Source organism: Pseudomonas sp. S5D5 (genome assembly GCF_003013355.1).
GTDB lineage: Bacteria > Pseudomonadota > Gammaproteobacteria > Pseudomonadales > Pseudomonadaceae > Aquipseudomonas > Aquipseudomonas aylmerensis.
Genome location: NZ_PTEO01000001.1, coordinates 2,375,138 through 2,393,982, shown reverse-complemented (window position 1 = coordinate 2,393,982; position 18,845 = coordinate 2,375,138). Strand labels below are relative to the sequence as shown.

The following is an 18,845-nucleotide window of genomic DNA, read 5'->3' as shown; positions in this document are numbered from 1 at the left end:
TTGTCAGGGGTTGATGCGTTGCATCTGCGTGCGTTCGTATTGCGGGTACAGATGGGTCACGCTGCGGATCAATTCATAGCGGCTGAGGTTGATCGCCGCGAAACGTGCAGGGATCGGGCTGCGGATCAGCTCCGGCATGTCACTGCCGCGTGCAGCAGCGTCGCGCAGCAATTGATCGAGCCAGGTGAGGTAGTCGCGCATCTGCTCCAGCGGTTTGGCGTCGGTCGCCACAGGGCCGTGGCCAGGCACGATCAGGGTCCAGGGCAAGCCTTGCAGGGTGGCGATATCGCTCAGCCACACGGCCAGGCCCGGTGAGTGCGGGGTGGTGAGCGCACGCTGGTAGAACACCAGGTCACCGGCGAACAACACCCCCGTCTTCCGGTCGAGGATCGCCAGGTCCGCGCCGGTGTGGCCGCGCAGCTGCAGCAGTTGCAGCTCGTGACTGCCGAAGGTCTTCACACCCGGCTGCAGGGTTTCACCGGGCAGCACCACTTCGGTGCCGCGCATCCAGTCACCGACCAGGCGGTAGAGGTTCTCGGCCAGGCTGTCGCCCTGTTCATGCAGCAATGCGGTGGTGCCAGCGAGTGCGCCAATCGGCACGTCCTTGAACGCCTGGTTGCCCAGGGCATGGTCGGGGTGGTGGTGAGTCAGCAGCACCTGGATCACCGGTTTGTCGGTGACCCGGGCGATGGCCTGGCGCAACGCTTCGCCGTAGCGCCGGGACGGCCCGGTGTCGATCACCACCACGCCGGGCTCGGTGACGATAAACCCGACATTGACGATGTTGCCGCCATTGTCCTTGGCGAAATTGTCGGTGCTGCCTTCGAGCAACCAGGTGTTGTCGGCGATCAGCCGCGGCTTGAGGGCGTAATCCAGCTCGGCCAGCACCGGCAGGCTGAACAGGATCAGCCACAAGAGTGTCCAGCGCAGGGTCATGGGAGGGCCGCCTCGAACTGGCTGCCGCTGGTGTCGCGCAGGGTCAGGCGGGTGGGGCCGGTCGCCTGGATATCAAAGGCCAGGCTGGGGTTTTCGCTGACCGCGGGAAACAGCTCCAGCGTCGCCAATAACTGACCGTCGGCGCCGCGGAGTTCGGCCGTGTTGATAAAGAATTCGGGAATGCCGCTGACCATGCCGTTATCCATCGGGTGCGCGACTTGCAACTTGACGCGGCTGAATTCGGCGCGCGGGTAGCGCCCGCCGAACACTTCGCCGAGGTGCTCTTCCCAACCCGCCTGGGTGCGCACCACGCTGGGTGCGGTGCAGCCGCCGCCGGCCGCATCGATCAGGGTCGAGCCGACATGCCAGAGGCCGTCCCTGGTCAGCACCGCCGCGCGCAACGGCGTGGCCTGTTCGATGCGAATCCGGATCGACAACCACGGCAGCACACCCTCGCGGGGCTGGAAGTCGACGATTTTCGGCAACGGGTTCAACTCGGCCCAGGCGAGGATTTTCACCACCTCGCCCTTGAACGCGCGGGCGTCGATTTCCAGCGGCACCTGGCGCGCATCTTCGGCGAACGGCGGGGCCAGCAGCTTGACGCGCGCGTCGAACACGAAGGGCGCATTGTCGAGAAACCGCTGGTGGTAGTAATCCCACATCACCGACGGCACCGGGTCCACGGGCGCGCCCCAGGCCAGCATCGGCAACCAGCAGACCCACACCCCGCGCAGGCGCATGCCCTACTCCTCGACGTGCACGCTGTCGAGGTAGGTGCGCACTGCCCACAGGGCTTCCTGGCTCAGGTAGTCGGCCATTTTCGGCATGTAGACCCGGCCATCGCGCACCGCACCGTGGCGCACGCGTTCGACAAACCATTCATCGCCGGCGTCGCCCACATCGAGCATGCGCAGGTCGGGTGCGATCCCGCCGGACTTGGCTTCCAGGCCATGGCAGGCGGCGCAGTTCTGGTTGTAGGCCGAGGCACCGACTTCCACCGCCTTGTCGTGCTCGGGTGAGGTGCGATAGGGGTTGGTCGCGGCCCAGCCATCGGCGTCCAGCGGCACGCCGGCGTCTTTGATCGGGGTCAGGCCCTTGGTTTCCACGGCGGTCGGTGTGACGTTGCCGTGGGCCATGACGGACCCGGCACCGAGTACCCCGGCAAACAGGCAGGCGGTCATCCAGGCGTTGCGTTTTGTTGTCATTATTTTTTCCCTCAGGAGTGCACGCAAAACCTCTTGGCAGAGGCTATGGCAACCATCTTAGGAAGCGCTCGGCGGCACCCGTATGCTGCTTTGGTTGTCGGGTTCTCATCCGTTGGTAGCAGGCCTTGTGGGGCACTGCTAAATCAGAGGCGGTTCGGGAAATTGTCCCGGCAACACCGGGACTTTTTCCGTATTCGCACGCCCATGGACGTCGCACCCTGTGCAGGCCAAAACCTCCACTGGGAACTGCAACCATGACAATAAGATCGCTACCCGCCCTCTCACCCTTGAGTCTTGCCCTGCAAGCCTTTCTGCTGGTGGGCAGCCTGTCCCTCAGTGCTGCCAGCCATGCCGCTGCCGAACCTGCGAAGCAGACGCGCAACGTCACCTGGGAAGACATCGCCAACGACCACCTGACCACAAAGGACGTGCTGCAATACGGCATGGGCACCAACGCCCAGCGCTGGAGCCCGCTGGCCCAGGTCAATGACAAGAACGTGTTCAAGCTCACGCCAGCCTGGTCCTACTCGTTCGGCGACGAGAAACAGCGCGGCCAGGAATCCCAGGCCATCGTCAGCGACGGCGTGGTCTACGTCACCGGTTCCTACTCCCGCGTGTTCGCCCTCGACGCGAAGACCGGCAAACGCCTGTGGACCTACAACCACCGCCTGCCCGACAACATTCGCCCGTGCTGTGACGTGGTCAACCGTGGCGCGGCGATCTTCGGCGACAAGATCTACTTCGGCACCCTCGATGCGCGCCTGATCGCCCTCGACAAGAACACCGGCAAAGTGGTGTGGAACAAGAAATTCGGCGACCACGCCGCCGGCTACACCATGACCGGCGCCCCGGTGCTGATCAAGGACAAGGTCAGCGGCAAGGTGCTGCTGATCCACGGCAGCTCCGGCGATGAGTTCGGCGTGGTCGGCCAGCTTTATGCGCGCGACCCGGACACCGGCGAAGAAGTGTGGATGCGCCCGTTCGTGGAAGGCCACATGGGCCGCCTCAACGGCAAGGACAGCACCCCGACCGGCGACGTCAAGGCGCCATCGTGGCCGGATGACCCGACCACCGAAACCGGCAAGGTCGAGGCCTGGAGCCACGGCGGCGGCGCACCTTGGCAGAGCGCGAGCTTCGATGCCGAGACCAACACCATCATCGTCGGCGCCGGCAACCCGGGTCCGTGGAACACCTGGGCGCGGACCTCCAAGGACGGCAACCCACACGATTTCGACAGCCTCTACACCTCCGGCCAGGTCGGCGTCGACCCGAGCACCGGCGAAGTGAAGTGGTTCTACCAGCACACCCCGAACGATGCCTGGGACTTCTCCGGCAACAACGAACTGGTGCTGTTCGACTACAAGGACAAGGACGGCAAAGTCACCAAGGCTACCGGCCACGCCGACCGCAACGGCTTTTTCTATGTGGTCGACCGCACCAACGGCAAACTGCAGAACGCTTTCCCGTTCGTCGACAACATCACCTGGGCCAGCCATATCGACCTGAAGACCGGGCGTCCGGTGGAAAACGAAGGCCAGCGTCCGGCCAAACCGCTGCCGGGTGAAACCAAGGGCAAGCCGGTGGAAGTCTCGCCGCCGTTCCTGGGCGGCAAGAACTGGAACCCCATGGCCTACAGCCAGGACACTGGCCTGTTCTACATCCCGGGCAACCAGTGGAAAGAGGAATACTGGACCGAAGAGGTCAACTACAAGAAAGGCTCGGCGTACCTGGGCATGGGTTTTCGCATCAAGCGCATGTATGACGACCACGTCGGCACGTTGCGCGCGATGAACCCGACCACCGGCAAAGTGGTGTGGGAACACAAGGAACACCTGCCACTGTGGGCCGGCGTACTGGCAACCAAGGGCAACCTGGTGTTCACCGGCACCGGCGACGGCTTCTTCAAGGCCTTCGACGCGAAAACCGGCAAGGAGCTGTGGAAGTTCCAGACCGGCAGCGGCATCGTCTCGCCGCCGATCACCTGGGAACAGGATGGCGAGCAGTACATCGGCGTCACCGTCGGTTATGGCGGCGCGGTGCCGTTGTGGGGCGGCGACATGGCCGAGCTGACCAAGCCGGTGGCACAAGGGGGTTCGTTCTGGGTGTTCAAGATCCCGAGCTGGGACCTGAAAACCGCCCAGAAGTAACCCCTACGAGAATGCGGGGTCGCCTTTTGTGGCGAGCGGGCATGCCCCGCGCTGGGCTGCGAAGCGGCCCCGGCATTCTTCCTGTCGCATCGGCTGCTGCGCAGCCGGTGCGACAGGTACCCCGCCACCTTCGAGGTCTCGTCATGAAATACCTGCCCTTGTTACTCCTGCTGTCCCTGCCCCTGGCCCACGCCGACGATGGCGACGACGCGCCCTTGGTGATCAACGGCTGCACCATCGCCGAACACAGCCAGTGCCCTGGCGCCAATCTCAAGGGCGCCAACCTGAGCAATCAAAACCTGAGCAAGATGAACCTGGCCGGCGCCGACTTGCGCGAGGCCGATCTGCGCCACGCCAACCTCGACCTGGCCAACCTGGAAAAAGCCCAGCTGCAAGGCGCCAACCTGACCCGCGCGAGCCTGCAGCAGAGCAACCTGCGCCTGGCCAATTTCACCGACGCGACGTTGATGGCGATCCAGGGCTGGGGCCTCTTCGCCCAGGGGGCGCAATTCGAGAATGCCAACCTCAGTGCGGCCTACCTGCAATTTGCGCGGCTGTCCGGAGCCAAGCTGCACAAGGCCAACCTGCGCGCGGCGGACCTGGAAATGACCTGGCTGAGCAAGGCCGACCTGCAAGGGGCGGACCTGCGCGATGCAAATCTGCAGGAAGCCAAGTTCGGTGAAAGCAATCTGGAAAACGCCACCCTGACCGGTGCGCGCCAGCATTACGGGAATTTCCAGGACGCGAACATGGAAGGCTGCAAGGACTGCCCCACCACCTGGGATCGCTAGAACGCCGCGGATCAACATGTGGGAGCGGGCTTGTTCGCGAAAGCGCCGGGTCAGTCAGCACACCTGATACTGACACCGCGTATTCGCGAGCAAGCCCGCTCCCACAGGGTCCGCGTGCATCAGGTAGAGATCAGCCCGCCACTCGCACTACGCCCATATCGATGCCCAGGTGGACCAGTTCGGCATGGGAACTCACCTGCAATTTACTCTTGAGCAAGGTCAGGTGGTTGGACACCGTCTTGCTGCTGATACTCAGCTGGGCCGCGATCGAGCGTGCCGGGGTGCCTTTGGCGAGCATCAGGAAAATCTCCAGCTCGCGCTGGGTCATGCCCTGCAGGCGACGGTCGGTGGGATGATAGGCCAGTTGCGTGGCCAGGTCCTGTTCGATGTAGGTGTGGCCGTCGAGGATGCGCTGCACCGCCTCAAGCATCACCGCCGGCGAGGCGTTTTTGGTCAGGTAACCGGCGGCGCCGGCGTCCAGGGCCTGGCGCACCACCGGCAGTTCCGCATGCTGGCTGAAGAACAATACGCGCAACTGCGGCAGGCGCTGGCGCAGGCGGCGAGTGGTTTCCAGGCCGCTGATCCCCGGCAGGCCGAAGCCGATGATCACCAGCGCGGGCACCGCCTCGTGCACCCGCGCCAGGGCCTCCTCGCCGCTCGCCGCTTCACGGACCACCACGCCCGGCAGCCCGTCGCGCAGCAGGCCTGCATACCCCAGGCGGACCACGGCGTGATCATCGACCAGCAGGATGTTCATAGTGCCTCCAATGGCAGCGTATCTTCCCCATGCTAGAACCCCGGGGTCTGCCGCGACCTACTACTTTGGTACTGGTTTTGCTGTCTATCGTCGCATTCCCAAGGCAGCGCGACTCACGTGTAATGGGCGCATAACGATAAGGATTGCCTTGCCATGCTGCCCGCTCGACTGCCCCTCGTGGCACTGCTGTGCCTGTTCGTCGGCTACACCTGCGCCGACACCCCGCTGTTTTCCGCCGAAGGCTACCGTCTCAGCCTGTACCGCAGCCCTACGCCCGACCAACTGCCAGGCGCGACGATTGTCGACACCCCGGCCCTGCAAACCCTGCTGCGCCAGACGCCCGCGCCGGTGCTGGTCGATGTGTACCGCCGCCAGTGGCTGCAAGGCCGCTTCATCGAGGACCAGCCGCATGCCAACGTGCCCGGCAGCCACTGGCTGGCCAATACCGGCGACGGCGACCTCACGCCGGAATGGCAGGGTTATTTCGTGCGGCACCTGTACAAATACACCCACGGCGACCTGAACCGGCCGCTGGTGTTCTACTGCCGCGCCGATTGCTGGCTGAGTTGGAACGCGGTAAAACGAGCCGCCAACCTGGGCTATACCTCTGTGTATTGGTACCGCGATGGCTTGGACGCATGGGAAGCGGCGAAACTGCCAGTGACGGCTGCAGCACCCGAACCCTTTGAATAAAAATCCACAACAAGAAGGTGAACGGCCATGTACAAAATTCTGATTGCCGACGATCACCCGCTGTTTCGCGAGGCGATCCATAACGTCATCAGCGACGGGTTCCCCGGCAGCGACGTGATGGAAACCGCCGACCTGGACAGTGCCCTCGCGCTGACCCAGGAACACGACGACCTCGACCTGATCCTGCTCGACCTGAACATGCCCGGCATGCACGGCCTCAATGGCCTGATCAACCTGCGCAACGAATCGCCGACCATCCCGGTGGTGATTGTCTCCGCCGAGCAGGACAAGCAGATCGTGCTGCAGGCCATCACCTATGGCGCCGTGGGGTTTATCACCAAGTCTTCGCCGCGCCTGCAGATGACCGAGGCGATCCAGCAGATTCTCAACGGCAATGTGTACCTGCCGCCGGACATCATCCGCACCCAGAAGCCCGGCACGCACCGGCGCCTCAACGAAAACCCCGGCTTCGCCCCCGAGCTGCTGCAAGCCCTGACCCGCAAGCAGCTGCTGGTGCTGGAGCGCATGACCAAGGGCGAGTCGAACAAGCAGATCGCCTACACCCTGGAGATTGCCGAGACCACGGTGAAGGCTCACGTGTCGGCGATCCTGCGCAAATTGAATGTGCATAACCGGGTGCAGGCGATCCTCAGTGCCGGGGACATTGATTTCGGCTCCTACCTGCGTCGCTGATCCTGCCCAGCTCCCCACGCCTACAGGGCGACGTGTTGGCCGAGCAAGTGACTCATCGCCGTCTTGAGCTTCATCGGCCGCACCGGCTTGTGCATCAGCGTGTGCCCCAGCTCGCGGATCTGCAGCTTCAACTCATTGCTGTAGTTGGCGGTGATCATCATCGCCGGGATCGCACGACCGCGCCGGGCGTTGATGCGGGCGACGGCGTCCACGCCGTTCTGGTCGTGGTCGAGGTGGTAGTCGGCGATCAGCAGGTCCGCCTCGGCATGGTAGTTGTCCACTTGCCGCGCCAGGTCCTGCTCTGACAACGCCGTCACTACGCAACAGCCCCAGCCTTCGAGCAAGGTGCGCATTCCCGCGCAGATCGCCGCATCGTTATCCAGCACCCACACCCGCGCGCCCTGCAGGCGCTCCAGCAGCGGCTCGCTCATGCACGGTATCGGCAAGGACCTGGGCGCGGTGGTGCTCAACGGCATCTCCACCGAAAACATCGAGCCCTGGCCCGGCCAGGACCTGACGCTGATGCGATGGCCGAGTATCCCGGCGATTTTCTCCACGATCGCCAGCCCCAGGCCCAGGCCGCGATCCTGGTCCGGGCGCTGCACATCACCGCGCTTGAACTCCTGGAAAATCTCCTCCAGCCGCTCCTCGGCAATGCCCATGCCGCTGTCCCACACCTGGATCAACACGCGCTGGTGCTGGCGTCGGCAGCCCAGCACCACGCGGCCCTTGTAGGTGTAGCGAATCGCGTTGCTGAGCAGGTTGCGCAGGATCCGCGCGAGCAGCTGGATGTCACTGTGCACCAGCGCCGAGCAGCCGACAAAATGCAACTGCAGGCCTTCGCTGCGGGCCAGCTCGGTGTACTCCGCCGCCAGGTTATCGAGCAACTCGCTCAGGGCGAACGGGGCGATATCGGCCTTGATCACCCCGGCATCCAGCTTGGAAATATCCACCAGGGTGCCCAGCAGGTTTTCCACGTCTTCCAGGGAATTGCTCACGTTGCGCACCAGGGTTTCGCTGGGGCGTTCCAGTAATGCACTGGTAAACAGCCGCGCCGCGTTCAGCGGTTGCAGGAGGTCGTGGCTGACGGCAGCGAGGAATTTGGTTTTCGACAGGTTGGCCTGCTCGGCCTCGCGCTTGGCCTCGCGCAGGCGTGCTTCCATGCGCCGGCGCTCGTCGATTTCCTTCAACAACTGGCCGTTGAGCGAGGTCAGTTCCGAGGTGCGCTGGGCCACGCGCTGCTCCAGGTGCTGATAGGCCTGGTGCAGGGCTTCGGCGGTGCGCCGGCGTTCGGTGATGTCGCGGATCAGCACGAAAATCCCCACCACTTCACCGTTGGCGAGCATGTTCGGCACATAGGAGCGCAGCATGTAGCGCTCCTGGTTATTGATGTTGGTCTCGGCGAACTCAAAGGTCACGCTCTCCCCGGCCAGGGCGCGGGCGACGTAGGCATCCAGGCGTTGGCAATGCTGCTCGCTGTGGACTTCGCGCAGGCTCTGGCCAAGCATCATCCCGCGCGGCCAGCAGTACCATTCTTCATAGACTTTATTGGTGAACTCGTAGACCAGGTCGGCATTCAGGTAGCCGATCAGGGCCGGCACGTTGTCGGTGATCAGGCGAATCCAGCGCTCGCTGGCCTGGGCCTGCTGCGCCGCCACCTGTTCGCCGCGCAGGGCTTCGGCACGCAGCCGGGCGTTGATCAGCAGGTGGTTGCTGGCCTTGAGTTCGGCCATCGCCTGGTTCAGCGCGTCGGTGCGTTCGCGGACTTGCTCGGCCAGCACCACCGAATGCTGAAAGGTGGTGTAGGGGTTGTTGCCCTGGGTCATGCCGGACTCGATGCGCTCGATCAGCGCCGCATTGATCCGCGCCAACTTGTGGTTGTCCTGTTGCAGCCGGGCGACCTCGGCGAGCAGCTCAGCGCCGGCCACGGGCAATGGCGACCCCGGTGAAGGTCTGGTTGATGTGCATGCCATTGAACTGTTCTCCGTAGGTGTTGAACCCCATCACCCGCTGGTCACGCAGCAAGCCACCGATCTGCTCCAGGGTGCCGGTGTCTTCCAGCTCCAGGCGGCGCAGGAAGCAGTCGCAGCCGATGGTCAGCAGCAGGTCGCCGAGCCGCGCGTGCAGGCCATCGAACAGGCCTTGCAGGTTCGGCAGGATCGGCCCGGGCTTCATCACGGTGAGGACGATGCCGTTTTCCACCGCGCAGTAGAAACTCAGGCTCAGGTCGGCGTGCACTTGCTGGATCGCGCGCACGTAGTACTGGTCGTGGATGCGCACCGCGAGGGGGTGGGCGGCGAAGAGGCGGTGGTCGAGGTCGGCCACGGCCACGCCGATGTGCCGCGCGTACTCCTCGGCGGCGGGTTCGGCGTTGAGCTCGAACACACGGCGTGACGGGCTGTCGGCGCCGGTCACCACCAGCTTCTCGGTGCGCGGCAGGATGTGGTGGGTGGTGAAGACCTCGAAGTCCAGCCAGGTGTTGACCAGCACCACCACCGCCGCGCCGCTGTGGAAAGCGCCGTTGAAGTACACGTGGGTGTCGGTGAGGAAGTTGTCGTCGCCGGCCGAACCGCCGAAGTGCGGGATGTCGCCGAGCGCCGCGCTGAGGGCGGCGAGCACCATTTCTTCACGGCTGGACAGGCCATCGAGCAAGGTCAGGGCGAAGGTATTGCCTTTGATCGGCGCCAGGGTATTGCTGCGACAGCCGCCGACCAGCCGCTCGACCATGTCCTGGGCGTTGATCAGGCTGAAGTGTTCAACCTGGTCGATGAGTTCGGTGGCAATGGAGAAGTGCGCGTGATTGAACCCCACCGCCGTGATGCAATTGCGGCCATAACCTTGGGGCGTGATCTCGCCGGCACTGGTGCAACCCACCACACGCACACTGCCAAAGCACTGCTGCAGGGCCTGGCCGAGTGCCTGGAGGTCGTAGGAAGCGGAACAGAAAAACAGCACGAACCCCAGGTACGGATGCAGCAGTTGCCGCGCCAACTCCTCGGCCGCCTGCCCGGCATCGGCGGCCTGGGACATGGCACTGACTACGCCTTCACTGTTGTGCATCGCTGGTTCCCCCTCTGAAGCATGAGTGTACGAAGGCCCGGGGGTGGGACCTATGCTACTTGGGTACTGGGTGGGGGGATGCGATGGGATGAATTGTCGTGGCGTCGCGGCGTTTCACATCAGACCGCCGCCTTGACCAACATGCCGGCCGCCACCAGCACGCACAGGCTGGCAAACCCGACCTGCAGGGTTCGCGCGGGAATCACCGAGCACAGGCGTCGGCCGATCAACATGCCGACAATGCTCGCGGCGATGAACACCCAGCCCATCGGCTCGATGCGCACACCGGCGTGGAACGCGCCGACCACGCCGATCAGCGAGATCAGGCTGATCACCATCAGCGAAGTGGCGACGATGCCGCGCATCTGCACATCGGTGAGTTGCTTGAACGCCGGCACGATCAGGAAGCCACCGCCGACCCCGAGCAGGCCGGACACGGCGCCCGTGACCGCACCAAGGGCGGCGAGTGTCGCGCTGCACTTGGCGGTCCAGGCCAGACGCCCGGTCTGCTGGTCGAGCATGCAGTTCTTCTGGCCCCAGGACGCGGCGCCATGGTCACTCGGCCCGGCTTCGACCTTTTCGCGCTGCAACATGCGCCAGGCCACCAGCACCATCAGCGCGCTGAACAGGCCCATCAGCAGCGCTTCCGGCATCTGGTGGGCAAGGAACACCCCCAGCGGCGAGAACAGCGCGCCGAGCAAGGCGATCAACAGCGCGGCACGGTACCGCACCAGGCCATGGCGCAGGCCGTCAATCGCACCCACCGCCGCCGCCGCACCCACCGCCAGCAAGGACACGGGCGCGGCCTGGGTCATGCTCAGGCCCAAGCCGAGCACCAACGCCGGCACGCCAAGGATGCCGCCGCCCGCGCCGGTCAAGCCCATGACCAGGCCCATCAAGATGCCTAAAACACTCGCCAGCAGCATTCAGTCCACCTTGCTCAAGCGGGTCAGCCACTCGCGACCCTTGAGCATGCCGTTCCAGTAGAACCACGGCAGCAACGTCGCCTTGAGGAACCACATCGAACGCCGCGCGCGGGTCGGGTCGAGGGGAAAGGTCGACAACAGCTTGCCGCCATAGCCGAACTCGGCCAGCACCACCTTGCCCTTCTCCACCGTCAGCGGGCAGGAGCCGTAGCCGTCGTATTTGAGCGGCAATGGTGCCTGTTTGCGCAGGGCCAGCAGGTTTTCGGCGACCACCACGATTTGCTTGCGCACGGCGGCAGCGGTCTTGGCATTGGTGGTGCCGCACACATCGCCCAGCCCGAAGATGTGCGGGTAGCGCAGGTGTTGCAGGCTATGGGGGTTCACTTCGCACCAACCGGCGGCGTCGGCCAGTGCGCTCTGGTGGATAAACTCCGGTGCGACCTGGGGTGGCACCACGTGCAGCAGGTCGAAGGATTTCTCGACCACGGTGACGTTGCCCTCGGCATCCTTCACGTCGAACCAGGCCTTGCGTGCCGGGCCGTCGACTTTCACCAGGTTGGCATTGAATGCCAGGCGGGCGTTGTACTTCTCCACGTATTTCATCAGCGGCGGCACGAAGGTCGCGACCCCAAACAGCGCCGCACCGGCGAGGTTGAATTCGACGTCGATATTGTTCAGATGACCTTGCTTGAGCCAATGGTCGCAGGACAGGTACAGGGCCTTCTGCGGTGCGCCCGCGCATTTGATCGGCATCGCCGGCTGGGTAAAGATCGCCTTGCCGCCCTTCAATTGCTGCACCAACTGCCAGGTGTAGGCCGCGTACTGATAGCTGTAGTTGGAGGTCACGCCATTGCGGCCCAGCGTGTCCTGCAGCCCCTCGATCTTCTCCCAGGCCAGGCGCAGGCCGGGGCAGACGATGAGGTTCTGCCAGGTCACGCGCTGGCCGTTGTCGAGTACCAGGGTGTGTTCGTCGGGCAACAGCTCGGTGACCGCAGCCTGCACCCAGGTCACGCCATTGGGCAGCACATCGGCCAGCGGGCGGCGGGTCTTTTCCAGGTCATAGGCACCACCGCCCACCAACGTCCAGGCCGGCTGGTAGCAATGGTGGTCGCTGGGTTCGATCAGGGTGATGTTCAGGTGGGGGTCGCGCTTGAGCAGGCTGGCCAGCAGGCCGATGCCCGCCGAACCGCCGCCGATGACTACGATATCGCCACTGATGGTAGGGCCCCAGTGTTGGTCATTCATGGTCGATCGCCTTTCTTATACATGCACACAAGGGTCGCTGCCGGATGGCGTCACGCCCAGCTTTTCATGACCGCGCCGCAGTACAGCCCGGACAAGGTCTTCATCACTTGGATCACTTCGTGGCTGGCCAGCCCGTAGAAGATGTATTTGCCTTCCCGACGGGTGGCGACCAACCCTTCATCGCGCAAGATGCCCAACTGTTGTGACAGCGTCGGTTGGCGCACGCCGGTCATGGTTTCCAGCTCGCCGACGTTGCGCTCGCCCTGGGTCAGCTGGCAGAGGATCAACAAACGGTCTTCGTTGGCCAGCGCCTTGAGCAAGGAACAGGCCTTGGACGCCGATGCGCGCAACTGGGCGACTTCGCCCTCACTCAGAGTAGATTCCATTTGCCTCGGGTCCTTTCTGTCACTTAAGCTCAAAACATTATGTGTAAATGTAAACTGATTGTAACCACTTTTTTCTTCACCAGGGACCGCCGCCATGCCAGCGTTGATTCAAGCCTTTCTGGACGAGGCATCGTCGACCTACACCTACGTCGTGCATGAAACCGACGGTGGCCCCTGCGCCATCGTTGACTCGGTGCTCAACTACGACCCGGCTTCGGGGCGCACCGACACGGCCCAGGCCGACAAGGTCATCGCCTTCGTCCGCGAGCACGACCTGCACGTGCAATGGCTGCTGGAAACCCACGCGCATGCCGATCACCTGTCCGCGGCGCCGTACCTGCGCCGCCTCCTGGGCGGCAAGATTGCCATCGGCGCGTCCATCAGCAAGGTGCAGGGCGTCTTCAAGCACCTGTTCAACCTGGAGCCGGAGTTTCGCGTGGACGGCTCGCAGTTCGACCACCTGTTTGCGCCGGACGAGGTGTTTCATATCGGCAACCTCAAGGCCCAGGCGCTGCACGTGCCGGGGCATACGCCGGCGGACATGGCTTACCTGATCGACGACCAGTTGATCCTGGTGGGCGACACGTTGTTCATGCCGGACGTGGGCACGGCGCGCTGCGACTTCCCCGGCGGCGATGCGCGGCAGTTGTATGCGTCGATGCGCAAGCTCTTGGCGTTTCCCCCGCAGACCCAGCTGTATGTGTGCCATGACTATCCGCCCGAGGGCCGCGAGGCCAAGTGCCTGACGACCGTGGCCGAGCAGCGCGCGGGCAATATTCATGTGCATGACGGGGTCGATGAAAACGCGTTTGTCGAGATGCGCACCACGCGCGATGCCGGGCTGGGGATGCCGACATTGCTGCTGCCGGCGATCCAGGTGAACGTGCGCGCGGGCAATCTGCCGCCGGCTGAGGAGAATGGCGTGACGTACCTGAAGATCCCCCTCAACCAACTGTAAAAACGTCAATCCCGTGTGGGAGCTGGCTTGCCTGCGATGGCGGTGTATCAGGTGCAGATAAGCTCGCTGGCCCAGCGCTTTCGCAGGCAAGCCAGCTCCCACATTCGATCTCCATGCACCCGGGGACCTAGGCCTCACCCCCAATCCCCTGTGGGAGCGGGCTTGCTCGCGAAGGCGGTGTATCAGGTGCAGATAAGCTGGCTGGCCCACCGCTTTCGCAGGCAAGCCAGCTCCCACATTTGTCCTCGGTTGTGTCAGGGTTGGGGATGTCGAGGTTATTGCCGGCTGAGGATTATGGCGTGACGTTCCTGAAGATCGCCCTCAACCCACTGTAAAAACATCGATCCCGTGTGGGAGCTGGCTTGCCTGCGATGGCGGTGTATCAGGTGCAGATAAGCTGGCTGGCCCACCGCTTTCGCAGGCAAGCCAGCTCCCACATTCGATCTCCATGCACCCGGGGACCTAGGCCTCACCCCTAATCCCCTGTGGGAGCGGGCTTGCTCGCGAAGGCGGTGTATCAGGTGCAGATAAGCTGGCTGGCCCACCGCTTTCGCAGGCAAGCCAGCTCCCACATTTGTCCTCGGTTGTGTCAGGGTTAGGGATGTCGAGGTTATTGCCGGCTGAGGAGAATGGCGTGACGTACCTGAAGATCGCCCTCAACCCACTGTAAAAACATCGATCCCGTGTGGGAGCTGGCTTGCCTGCGATGTCGGTGTATCAGGTGCAGATAAGCTGGCTGGCCCAGCGCTTTCGCAGGCAAGCCAGGTTCCACATGTTGGGCTGTGTTTGGATCTGTGAGAGCGGTGTCAATCAATTGCCGAGGCTGATGCCATTGGCCGGCAGCGGCAGCGCGGTTTTGTAGCGCACTTGCTTGAGCGCAAAGCTGGAGCGGATGTTGGCCACGCCCGGCACCTTGGTCAGGAAATCCATCATGAAGCGCTCCAGCGACTGGATCGTCGGCACCAGCACGCGGATCAGGTAGTCCGGGTCGCCAGCCATCAGGTAGCACTCCATCACTTCGGGACGGTCGGAAATCGCCCCCTCGAACTGCTGCAACGCCAGTTCGTTCTGCTTTTCCAGGCTCACATGGATGAACACGTTGACGTGCAGCCCCAGCAGGTCGGCATCGAGCAGCGTGACCTGGTCACGAATCAGCCCAAGTTCCTCCATCGCCTTGACCCGGTTGAAACACGGCGTCGGCGACAGGTTGACCGAGCGGGCGAGGTCGGCGTTGGTGATCCGCGCATTCTCCTGCAGGGCGTTGAGAATGCCGATATCGGTACGGTCCAGTTTGCGCATGAGACAAAATCACCTGTTTATTATGTTTATGCAGTTTTTTTATCCGCAAATGATCCCGAGCGCAATGAAACACAGATAAATATTCTTCTACGCCACGCCTATGATTGTTGTAGGACAAGATTTCTTCTACCCGAAGACTGACTGTCAGCTAGCGCGCCCACTACAAGAAATTCACAAGATAGAGCGTAGAAAGCCATGACCCAGCAGTACGAACCACTGCGCCTGCACGTGCCTGAACCCTCAGGCCGCCCCGGCTGCAAGACCGACTTTACCTACCTGCGCCTGACCGACGCCGGCCTGGTGCGCAAACCCGCCATCGACGTAGAACCCGCCGACACCGCCGACCTGGCCAAGGGCCTGATCCGCGTCCTCGACGACCAGGGCCAGGCCCTGGGCCCGTGGGCCGAAGGCGTCCCGGTGGAGATCCTGCGCAAAGGCATGCGCGCGATGCTCAAGACGCGCATCTTCGACAACCGCATGGTCGTCGCCCAGCGTCAGAAAAAAATGTCGTTCTACATGCAAAGCCTTGGCGAAGAAGCCATCGGCAGCGCCCAGGCCCTGGCCTTGAACATCGACGACATGTGCTTCCCCACCTACCGCCAGCAAAGCATCCTGATGGCCCGCGACGTGCCGCTGGTGGACCTGATCTGCCAACTGCTGTCCAACGAGCGCGACCCGCTCAAGGGTCGCCAGCTGCCGATCATGTACTCGGTCAAGGACGCGGGTTTCTTCACCATTTCCGGCAACCTCGCCACACAATTCGTGCAAGGTGTGGGCTGGGGCATGGCCTCGGCGATCAAGGGCGATACCAAGATCGCCTCCGCCTGGATCGGCGACGGCGCCACGGCCGAATCGGACTTCCACACCGCCCTCACCTTCGCCCACGTCTACCGCGCGCCGGTGATCCTCAACGTGGTCAACAACCAATGGGCAATCTCCACCTTCCAGGCTATCGCCGGCGGTGAAGCCACCACCTTCGCCGGACGCGGCGTGGGCTGCGGCATCGCTTCCCTGCGGGTCGACGGCAACGATTTCATCGCGGTGTACGCCGCCTCCGCCTGGGCTGCCGAGCGTGCGCGCCGCAACCTCGGCCCGACCCTGATCGAATGGGTCACCTACCGCGCCGGTCCGCACTCAACCTCCGATGATCCGTCCAAATACCGGCCTGCCGACGACTGGAGTCACTTCCCGCTGGGCGACCCGATTGCCCGTCTCAAGCAGCACCTGATCAAGATTGGCCAGTGGTCCGAAGAGGAGCACGCGGCGGTCAGCGCTGAACTGGAAGCCGAAGTGATTGCGGCCCAGAAAGAAGCCGAACAGTACGGCACCCTGGCCGGTGGCCAGATTCCAAGCGCCGCGACCATGTTCGAAGACGTCTATAAAGAGATGCCGGAGCACTTGAAGCGCCAGCGTCAAGAGTTGGGGATCTGACATGAACGATCACAACAACAACATCGAATTGGAAACCGCCATGACCACCACCACCATGACCATGATCCAGGCCCTGCGCTCGGCCATGGATGTGATGCTTGAGCGTGACGACAATGTGGTGGTATTCGGCCAGGACGTCGGTTACTTCGGCGGCGTATTCCGTTGCACCGAAGGCTTGCAGACCAAGTACGGCAGTTCGCGGGTGTTCGACGCGCCCATCTCCGAAAGCGGCATTATCGGCGTGGCCGTGGGCATGGGCGCCTATGGCCTGCGTCCGGTGGCAGAAATCCAGTTCGCCGACTACGTCTACCCGGCGACCGACCAGATCATCTCCGAAGCCGCGCGCCTGCGTTATCGCTCGGCCGGCCAGTTCACAGCGCCGCTGACCATGCGCATGCCTTGCGGCGGCGGCATCTACGGCGGCCAGACCCACAGCCAGAGTATCGAAGCGGTCTTCACCCAGGTCTGCGGCCTGCGCACCGTGATGCCGTCCAACCCGTATGACGCCAAGGGCCTGCTGATCGCCTCGATCGAAAACGATGACCCGGTGATCTTCCTCGAGCCCAAGCGCCTGTACAACGGCCCGTTCGACGGCCACCACGACCGCCCGGTGACGCCGTGGTCCAAGCACCCGCAAGCGCAGGTGCCGGACGGTTACTACACCGTGCCGCTGGACGTGGCCGCCATCGTGCGTCCGGGCTCGGCCGTCACCGTGCTGACCTACGGTACCACCGTGTATGTGTCGCAAGTTGCCGCCGAGGAAACCGGCATCGACGCCGAAGTCATCGACCTGCGCAGCCTGTGGCCACTGGACCTGGAAACCATCGTCAAGTCGGTGAAAAAGACCGGCCGTTGCGTGGTGGTGCATGAAGCCACCCGCACCTGCGGCTTTGGTGCCGAGTTGGTGTCGCTGGTGCAGGAGCATTGTTTCCATCACCTGGAAGCGCCGATCGAACGCGTCACCGGTTGGGACACCCCCTACCCGCACGCGCAGGAGTGGGCGTATTTCCCAGGGCCGTCCCGAGTGGGCGCGGCGTTGAAACGGGTCATGGAGGTCTGAATGGGCACGCACGTTATCAAGATGCCGGACATTGGCGAAGGCATCGCGGAAGTTGAACTGTCGGTGTGGCACGTGAAGGTCGGCGACATGGTCGTCGAAGACCAGGTGCTGGCGGATGTAATGACCGACAAGGCAATGGTGGACATTCCCTCGCCGGTGCACGGCAAGGTGATTGCCCTCGGCGGCGAGCCGGGTGAAGTCATGGCCGTGGGCAGTATCTTGATCAGTATTGAAGTCGAAGGCGCCGGTAACGCCAAGGAAGCGCCTGCGGTAAGTGAACCAGTGCAAGCCGCTGCCGTGGTCGAAGCCAAACCGGCGCCGGTTGAAAGCAAGCCGGCACCGGCAGTCATCAAGGCCCAGGCGCCCGTGGCGCGTGAAGCCGACGAACGCCCGCTGGCCTCCCCCGCCGTGCGCAAGCATGCGCTGGATGCCGGGATCCAGCTGCGCCTGGTCCAGGGCTCCGGCCCGGCGGGGCGCATTCTGCACGAAGACCTGGACGCTTACTTGCTGCAGCGCCCGGCGCACCATCACAGCGCTGCCAACCCCTACGCCGAACGCACCAGCGAAGAACAGATCCCGGTGATCGGCATGCGCCGCAAGATCGCCCAGCGCATGCAGGATGCTACCCGGCGCGCCGCGCATTTCAGCTACGTGGAAGAGATCGACGTCACCGCCCTCGACGAGCTGCGCGTGCACCTCAACGAGAAGCATGGCGCCACCCGCGGCAAGCTGACCCTGCTGCCGTTCATCGTGCGGGCGATGGTCGTGGCGTTGCGCGACTTCCCGCAGATCAACGCGCGCTATGACGACGAAGCCCAGGTCATCACCCGCCTCGGCGCGGTGCATGTGGGTGTCGCCACCCAGAGCGACGTCGGCCTGATGGTACCGGTGGTGCGACACGCCGAAGCCCGCAGCCTGTGGGGCAACGCCGAGGAAATCGCGCGCCTGGCCACGGCCGCACGCAATGGCAAGGCCAGCCGCGATGAATTGTCGGGTTCGACCATTACCCTGACCAGCCTGGGCGCGCTCGGCGGCATCGTCAGCACCCCGGTGCTGAACTTGCCCGAAGTGGCCATCGTCGGCGTCAACCGTATCGTTGAGCGACCGATGGTGATCAAGGGCCAGATCGTGGTGCGCAAGATGATGAACCTCTCCAGCTCCTTCGACCACCGCGTGGTCGATGGCATGGACGCGGCGCAATTCATCCAGGCCATCCGTGGCCTGCTCGAACAACCCGCCAGCCTGTTCCTGGAGTAAG

The 18,845-nt window shown here is 63.7% G+C and carries 18 protein-coding genes; 8 read left to right on the top strand and 10 right to left on the bottom strand.

The genetic code is table 11. The features are described 5' to 3' along the window. Positions 1–3: 3 nt before the first annotated feature. From C9990_RS11260 to pedF, 3 genes are read right to left on the bottom strand one after another with little or no spacing between them, the layout of a single operon-like run. The gene (locus C9990_RS11260; RefSeq protein ID WP_106805630.1) at positions 4–930 is read right to left on the bottom strand and encodes a quinoprotein relay system zinc metallohydrolase 1; all 927 of its coding nucleotides are present in this window, start codon (positions 928–930) and stop codon (positions 4–6) included. A gap of 2 nt (positions 931–932) precedes the next feature. Then, positions 933–1,676 (bottom strand): quinoprotein dehydrogenase-associated SoxYZ-like carrier, encoded by a 744-nt coding sequence (locus tag C9990_RS11255; RefSeq protein WP_106803329.1) that lies wholly within the window; start codon positions 1,674–1,676, stop codon positions 933–935. A gap of 3 nt (positions 1,677–1,679) precedes the next feature. Then, complete coding sequence (pedF, locus tag C9990_RS11250; protein WP_106803328.1) at positions 1,680–2,141, bottom strand: cytochrome c-550 PedF; 462 nt, start codon at positions 2,139–2,141, stop codon at positions 1,680–1,682. 254 nt (positions 2,142–2,395) lie between these two features. On the opposite strand from pedF, the gene exaA reads away from it, so the two are divergent. Together exaA and C9990_RS11240 are read left to right on the top strand one after the other, a co-directional pair. Then, positions 2,396–4,288: a quinoprotein ethanol dehydrogenase gene (gene exaA, locus C9990_RS11245; protein WP_065903934.1), complete on the top strand. Its 1,893-nt coding sequence runs from the start codon at positions 2,396–2,398 to the stop codon at positions 4,286–4,288. A gap of 143 nt (positions 4,289–4,431) precedes the next feature. After that, the gene (locus C9990_RS11240; RefSeq protein ID WP_065903937.1) at positions 4,432–5,079 is read left to right on the top strand and encodes a pentapeptide repeat-containing protein; all 648 of its coding nucleotides are present in this window, start codon (positions 4,432–4,434) and stop codon (positions 5,077–5,079) included. Positions 5,080–5,209: 130 nt separating this feature from the next. Here the strand turns inward: C9990_RS11240 and C9990_RS11235 are convergent, their stop codons facing one another. After that, on the bottom strand, positions 5,210–5,836 hold the full coding sequence (locus C9990_RS11235; protein WP_106803327.1) for a response regulator transcription factor: 627 nt from the start codon (positions 5,834–5,836) through the stop codon (positions 5,210–5,212). 153 nt (positions 5,837–5,989) lie between these two features. On the opposite strand from C9990_RS11235, the gene C9990_RS11230 reads away from it, so the two are divergent. Together C9990_RS11230 and C9990_RS11225 are read left to right on the top strand one after the other, a co-directional pair. Further along, positions 5,990–6,529 (top strand): PQQ-dependent catabolism-associated CXXCW motif protein, encoded by a 540-nt coding sequence (locus tag C9990_RS11230; RefSeq protein ID WP_106803326.1) that lies wholly within the window; start codon positions 5,990–5,992, stop codon positions 6,527–6,529. A 27-nt stretch (positions 6,530–6,556) separates the two neighbouring features. Beyond that, positions 6,557–7,222, top strand: coding sequence for a response regulator transcription factor (locus tag C9990_RS11225; protein WP_065903944.1), 666 nt, complete (start codon positions 6,557–6,559; stop codon positions 7,220–7,222). A 20-nt stretch (positions 7,223–7,242) separates the two neighbouring features. Here the strand turns inward: C9990_RS11225 and C9990_RS11220 are convergent, their stop codons facing one another. The 5 genes from C9990_RS11220 to C9990_RS11200 form a co-directional block, all read right to left on the bottom strand. Then, on the bottom strand, positions 7,243–9,195 hold the full coding sequence (locus tag C9990_RS11220) for a NahK/ErcS family hybrid sensor histidine kinase/response regulator (RefSeq protein ID WP_106803325.1): 1,953 nt from the start codon (positions 9,193–9,195) through the stop codon (positions 7,243–7,245). Continuing rightward, positions 9,137–10,282 (bottom strand): nitric oxide-sensing protein NosP, encoded by a 1,146-nt coding sequence (gene nosP, locus C9990_RS11215; RefSeq protein ID WP_065903949.1) that lies wholly within the window; start codon positions 10,280–10,282, stop codon positions 9,137–9,139. The genes C9990_RS11220 and nosP overlap by 59 nt, the downstream gene beginning before the upstream one ends. Positions 10,283–10,401: 119 nt before the next feature. After that, positions 10,402–11,208, bottom strand: coding sequence for a sulfite exporter TauE/SafE family protein (locus tag C9990_RS11210; protein ID WP_106803324.1), 807 nt, complete (start codon positions 11,206–11,208; stop codon positions 10,402–10,404). After that, positions 11,209–12,453 carry an FAD/NAD(P)-binding oxidoreductase gene (locus C9990_RS11205; protein ID WP_106803323.1) on the bottom strand — a complete coding sequence of 415 codons (1,245 nt, stop codon included), beginning with the start codon at positions 12,451–12,453 and terminating at the stop codon, positions 11,209–11,211. A gap of 50 nt (positions 12,454–12,503) precedes the next feature. Then, positions 12,504–12,839, bottom strand: a complete 336-nt coding sequence (locus C9990_RS11200) for a metalloregulator ArsR/SmtB family transcription factor (protein ID WP_053256978.1) — start codon at positions 12,837–12,839, stop codon at positions 12,504–12,506. A 94-nt stretch (positions 12,840–12,933) separates the two neighbouring features. On the opposite strand from C9990_RS11200, the gene C9990_RS11195 reads away from it, so the two are divergent. After that, positions 12,934–13,797 (top strand): MBL fold metallo-hydrolase, encoded by an 864-nt coding sequence (locus tag C9990_RS11195; RefSeq protein ID WP_106803322.1) that lies wholly within the window; start codon positions 12,934–12,936, stop codon positions 13,795–13,797. An 810-nt stretch (positions 13,798–14,607) separates the two neighbouring features. Here C9990_RS11195 and bkdR read toward each other — a convergent pair. Next, positions 14,608–15,096: a Bkd operon transcriptional regulator BkdR gene (gene bkdR, locus C9990_RS11190; RefSeq protein ID WP_056861361.1), complete on the bottom strand. Its 489-nt coding sequence runs from the start codon at positions 15,094–15,096 to the stop codon at positions 14,608–14,610. Positions 15,097–15,291: 195 nt separating this feature from the next. On the opposite strand from bkdR, the gene C9990_RS11185 reads away from it, so the two are divergent. Genes C9990_RS11185 through C9990_RS11175 form a run of 3 tightly spaced genes read left to right on the top strand, consistent with a single transcriptional unit; the run spans position 15,292 to position 18,844 of the window. Then, positions 15,292–16,527, top strand: coding sequence for a 3-methyl-2-oxobutanoate dehydrogenase (2-methylpropanoyl-transferring) subunit alpha (locus C9990_RS11185; protein WP_065903960.1), 1,236 nt, complete (start codon positions 15,292–15,294; stop codon positions 16,525–16,527). Between the two features lies 1 nt (position 16,528). After that, positions 16,529–17,587, top strand: coding sequence for an alpha-ketoacid dehydrogenase subunit beta (locus C9990_RS11180; protein ID WP_106803321.1), 1,059 nt, complete (start codon positions 16,529–16,531; stop codon positions 17,585–17,587). Then, positions 17,588–18,844, top strand: coding sequence for a dihydrolipoamide acetyltransferase family protein (locus tag C9990_RS11175; RefSeq protein WP_106803320.1), 1,257 nt, complete (start codon positions 17,588–17,590; stop codon positions 18,842–18,844). It begins immediately after the preceding gene. Position 18,845 lies beyond the last annotated feature (1 nt).

Coding starts and splice junctions, on each gene's coding strand:
- C9990_RS11195 (WP_106803322.1), top strand. CDS start 12,934: ATGCCAGCGTTGATTCAAGCCTTTCTGGACGAGGCATCGTCGACCTAC.
- exaA (WP_065903934.1), top strand. CDS start 2,396: ATGACAATAAGATCGCTACCCGCCCTCTCACCCTTGAGTCTTGCCCTG.
- pedF (WP_106803328.1), bottom strand. CDS start 2,141: ATGACAACAAAACGCAACGCCTGGATGACCGCCTGCCTGTTTGCCGGG.
- bkdR (WP_056861361.1), bottom strand. CDS start 15,096: ATGCGCAAACTGGACCGTACCGATATCGGCATTCTCAACGCCCTGCAG.
- nosP (WP_065903949.1), bottom strand. CDS start 10,282: ATGCACAACAGTGAAGGCGTAGTCAGTGCCATGTCCCAGGCCGCCGAT.
- C9990_RS11240 (WP_065903937.1), top strand. CDS start 4,432: ATGAAATACCTGCCCTTGTTACTCCTGCTGTCCCTGCCCCTGGCCCAC.
- C9990_RS11205 (WP_106803323.1), bottom strand. CDS start 12,453: ATGAATGACCAACACTGGGGCCCTACCATCAGTGGCGATATCGTAGTC.
- C9990_RS11235 (WP_106803327.1), bottom strand. CDS start 5,836: ATGAACATCCTGCTGGTCGATGATCACGCCGTGGTCCGCCTGGGGTAT.
- C9990_RS11255 (WP_106803329.1), bottom strand. CDS start 1,676: ATGCGCCTGCGCGGGGTGTGGGTCTGCTGGTTGCCGATGCTGGCCTGG.
- C9990_RS11175 (WP_106803320.1), top strand. CDS start 17,588: ATGGGCACGCACGTTATCAAGATGCCGGACATTGGCGAAGGCATCGCG.
- C9990_RS11185 (WP_065903960.1), top strand. CDS start 15,292: ATGACCCAGCAGTACGAACCACTGCGCCTGCACGTGCCTGAACCCTCA.
- C9990_RS11225 (WP_065903944.1), top strand. CDS start 6,557: ATGTACAAAATTCTGATTGCCGACGATCACCCGCTGTTTCGCGAGGCG.
- C9990_RS11220 (WP_106803325.1), bottom strand. CDS start 9,195: ATGGCATGCACATCAACCAGACCTTCACCGGGGTCGCCATTGCCCGTG.
- C9990_RS11230 (WP_106803326.1), top strand. CDS start 5,990: ATGCTGCCCGCTCGACTGCCCCTCGTGGCACTGCTGTGCCTGTTCGTC.
- C9990_RS11180 (WP_106803321.1), top strand. CDS start 16,529: ATGAACGATCACAACAACAACATCGAATTGGAAACCGCCATGACCACC.
- C9990_RS11210 (WP_106803324.1), bottom strand. CDS start 11,208: ATGCTGCTGGCGAGTGTTTTAGGCATCTTGATGGGCCTGGTCATGGGC.
- C9990_RS11200 (WP_053256978.1), bottom strand. CDS start 12,839: ATGGAATCTACTCTGAGTGAGGGCGAAGTCGCCCAGTTGCGCGCATCG.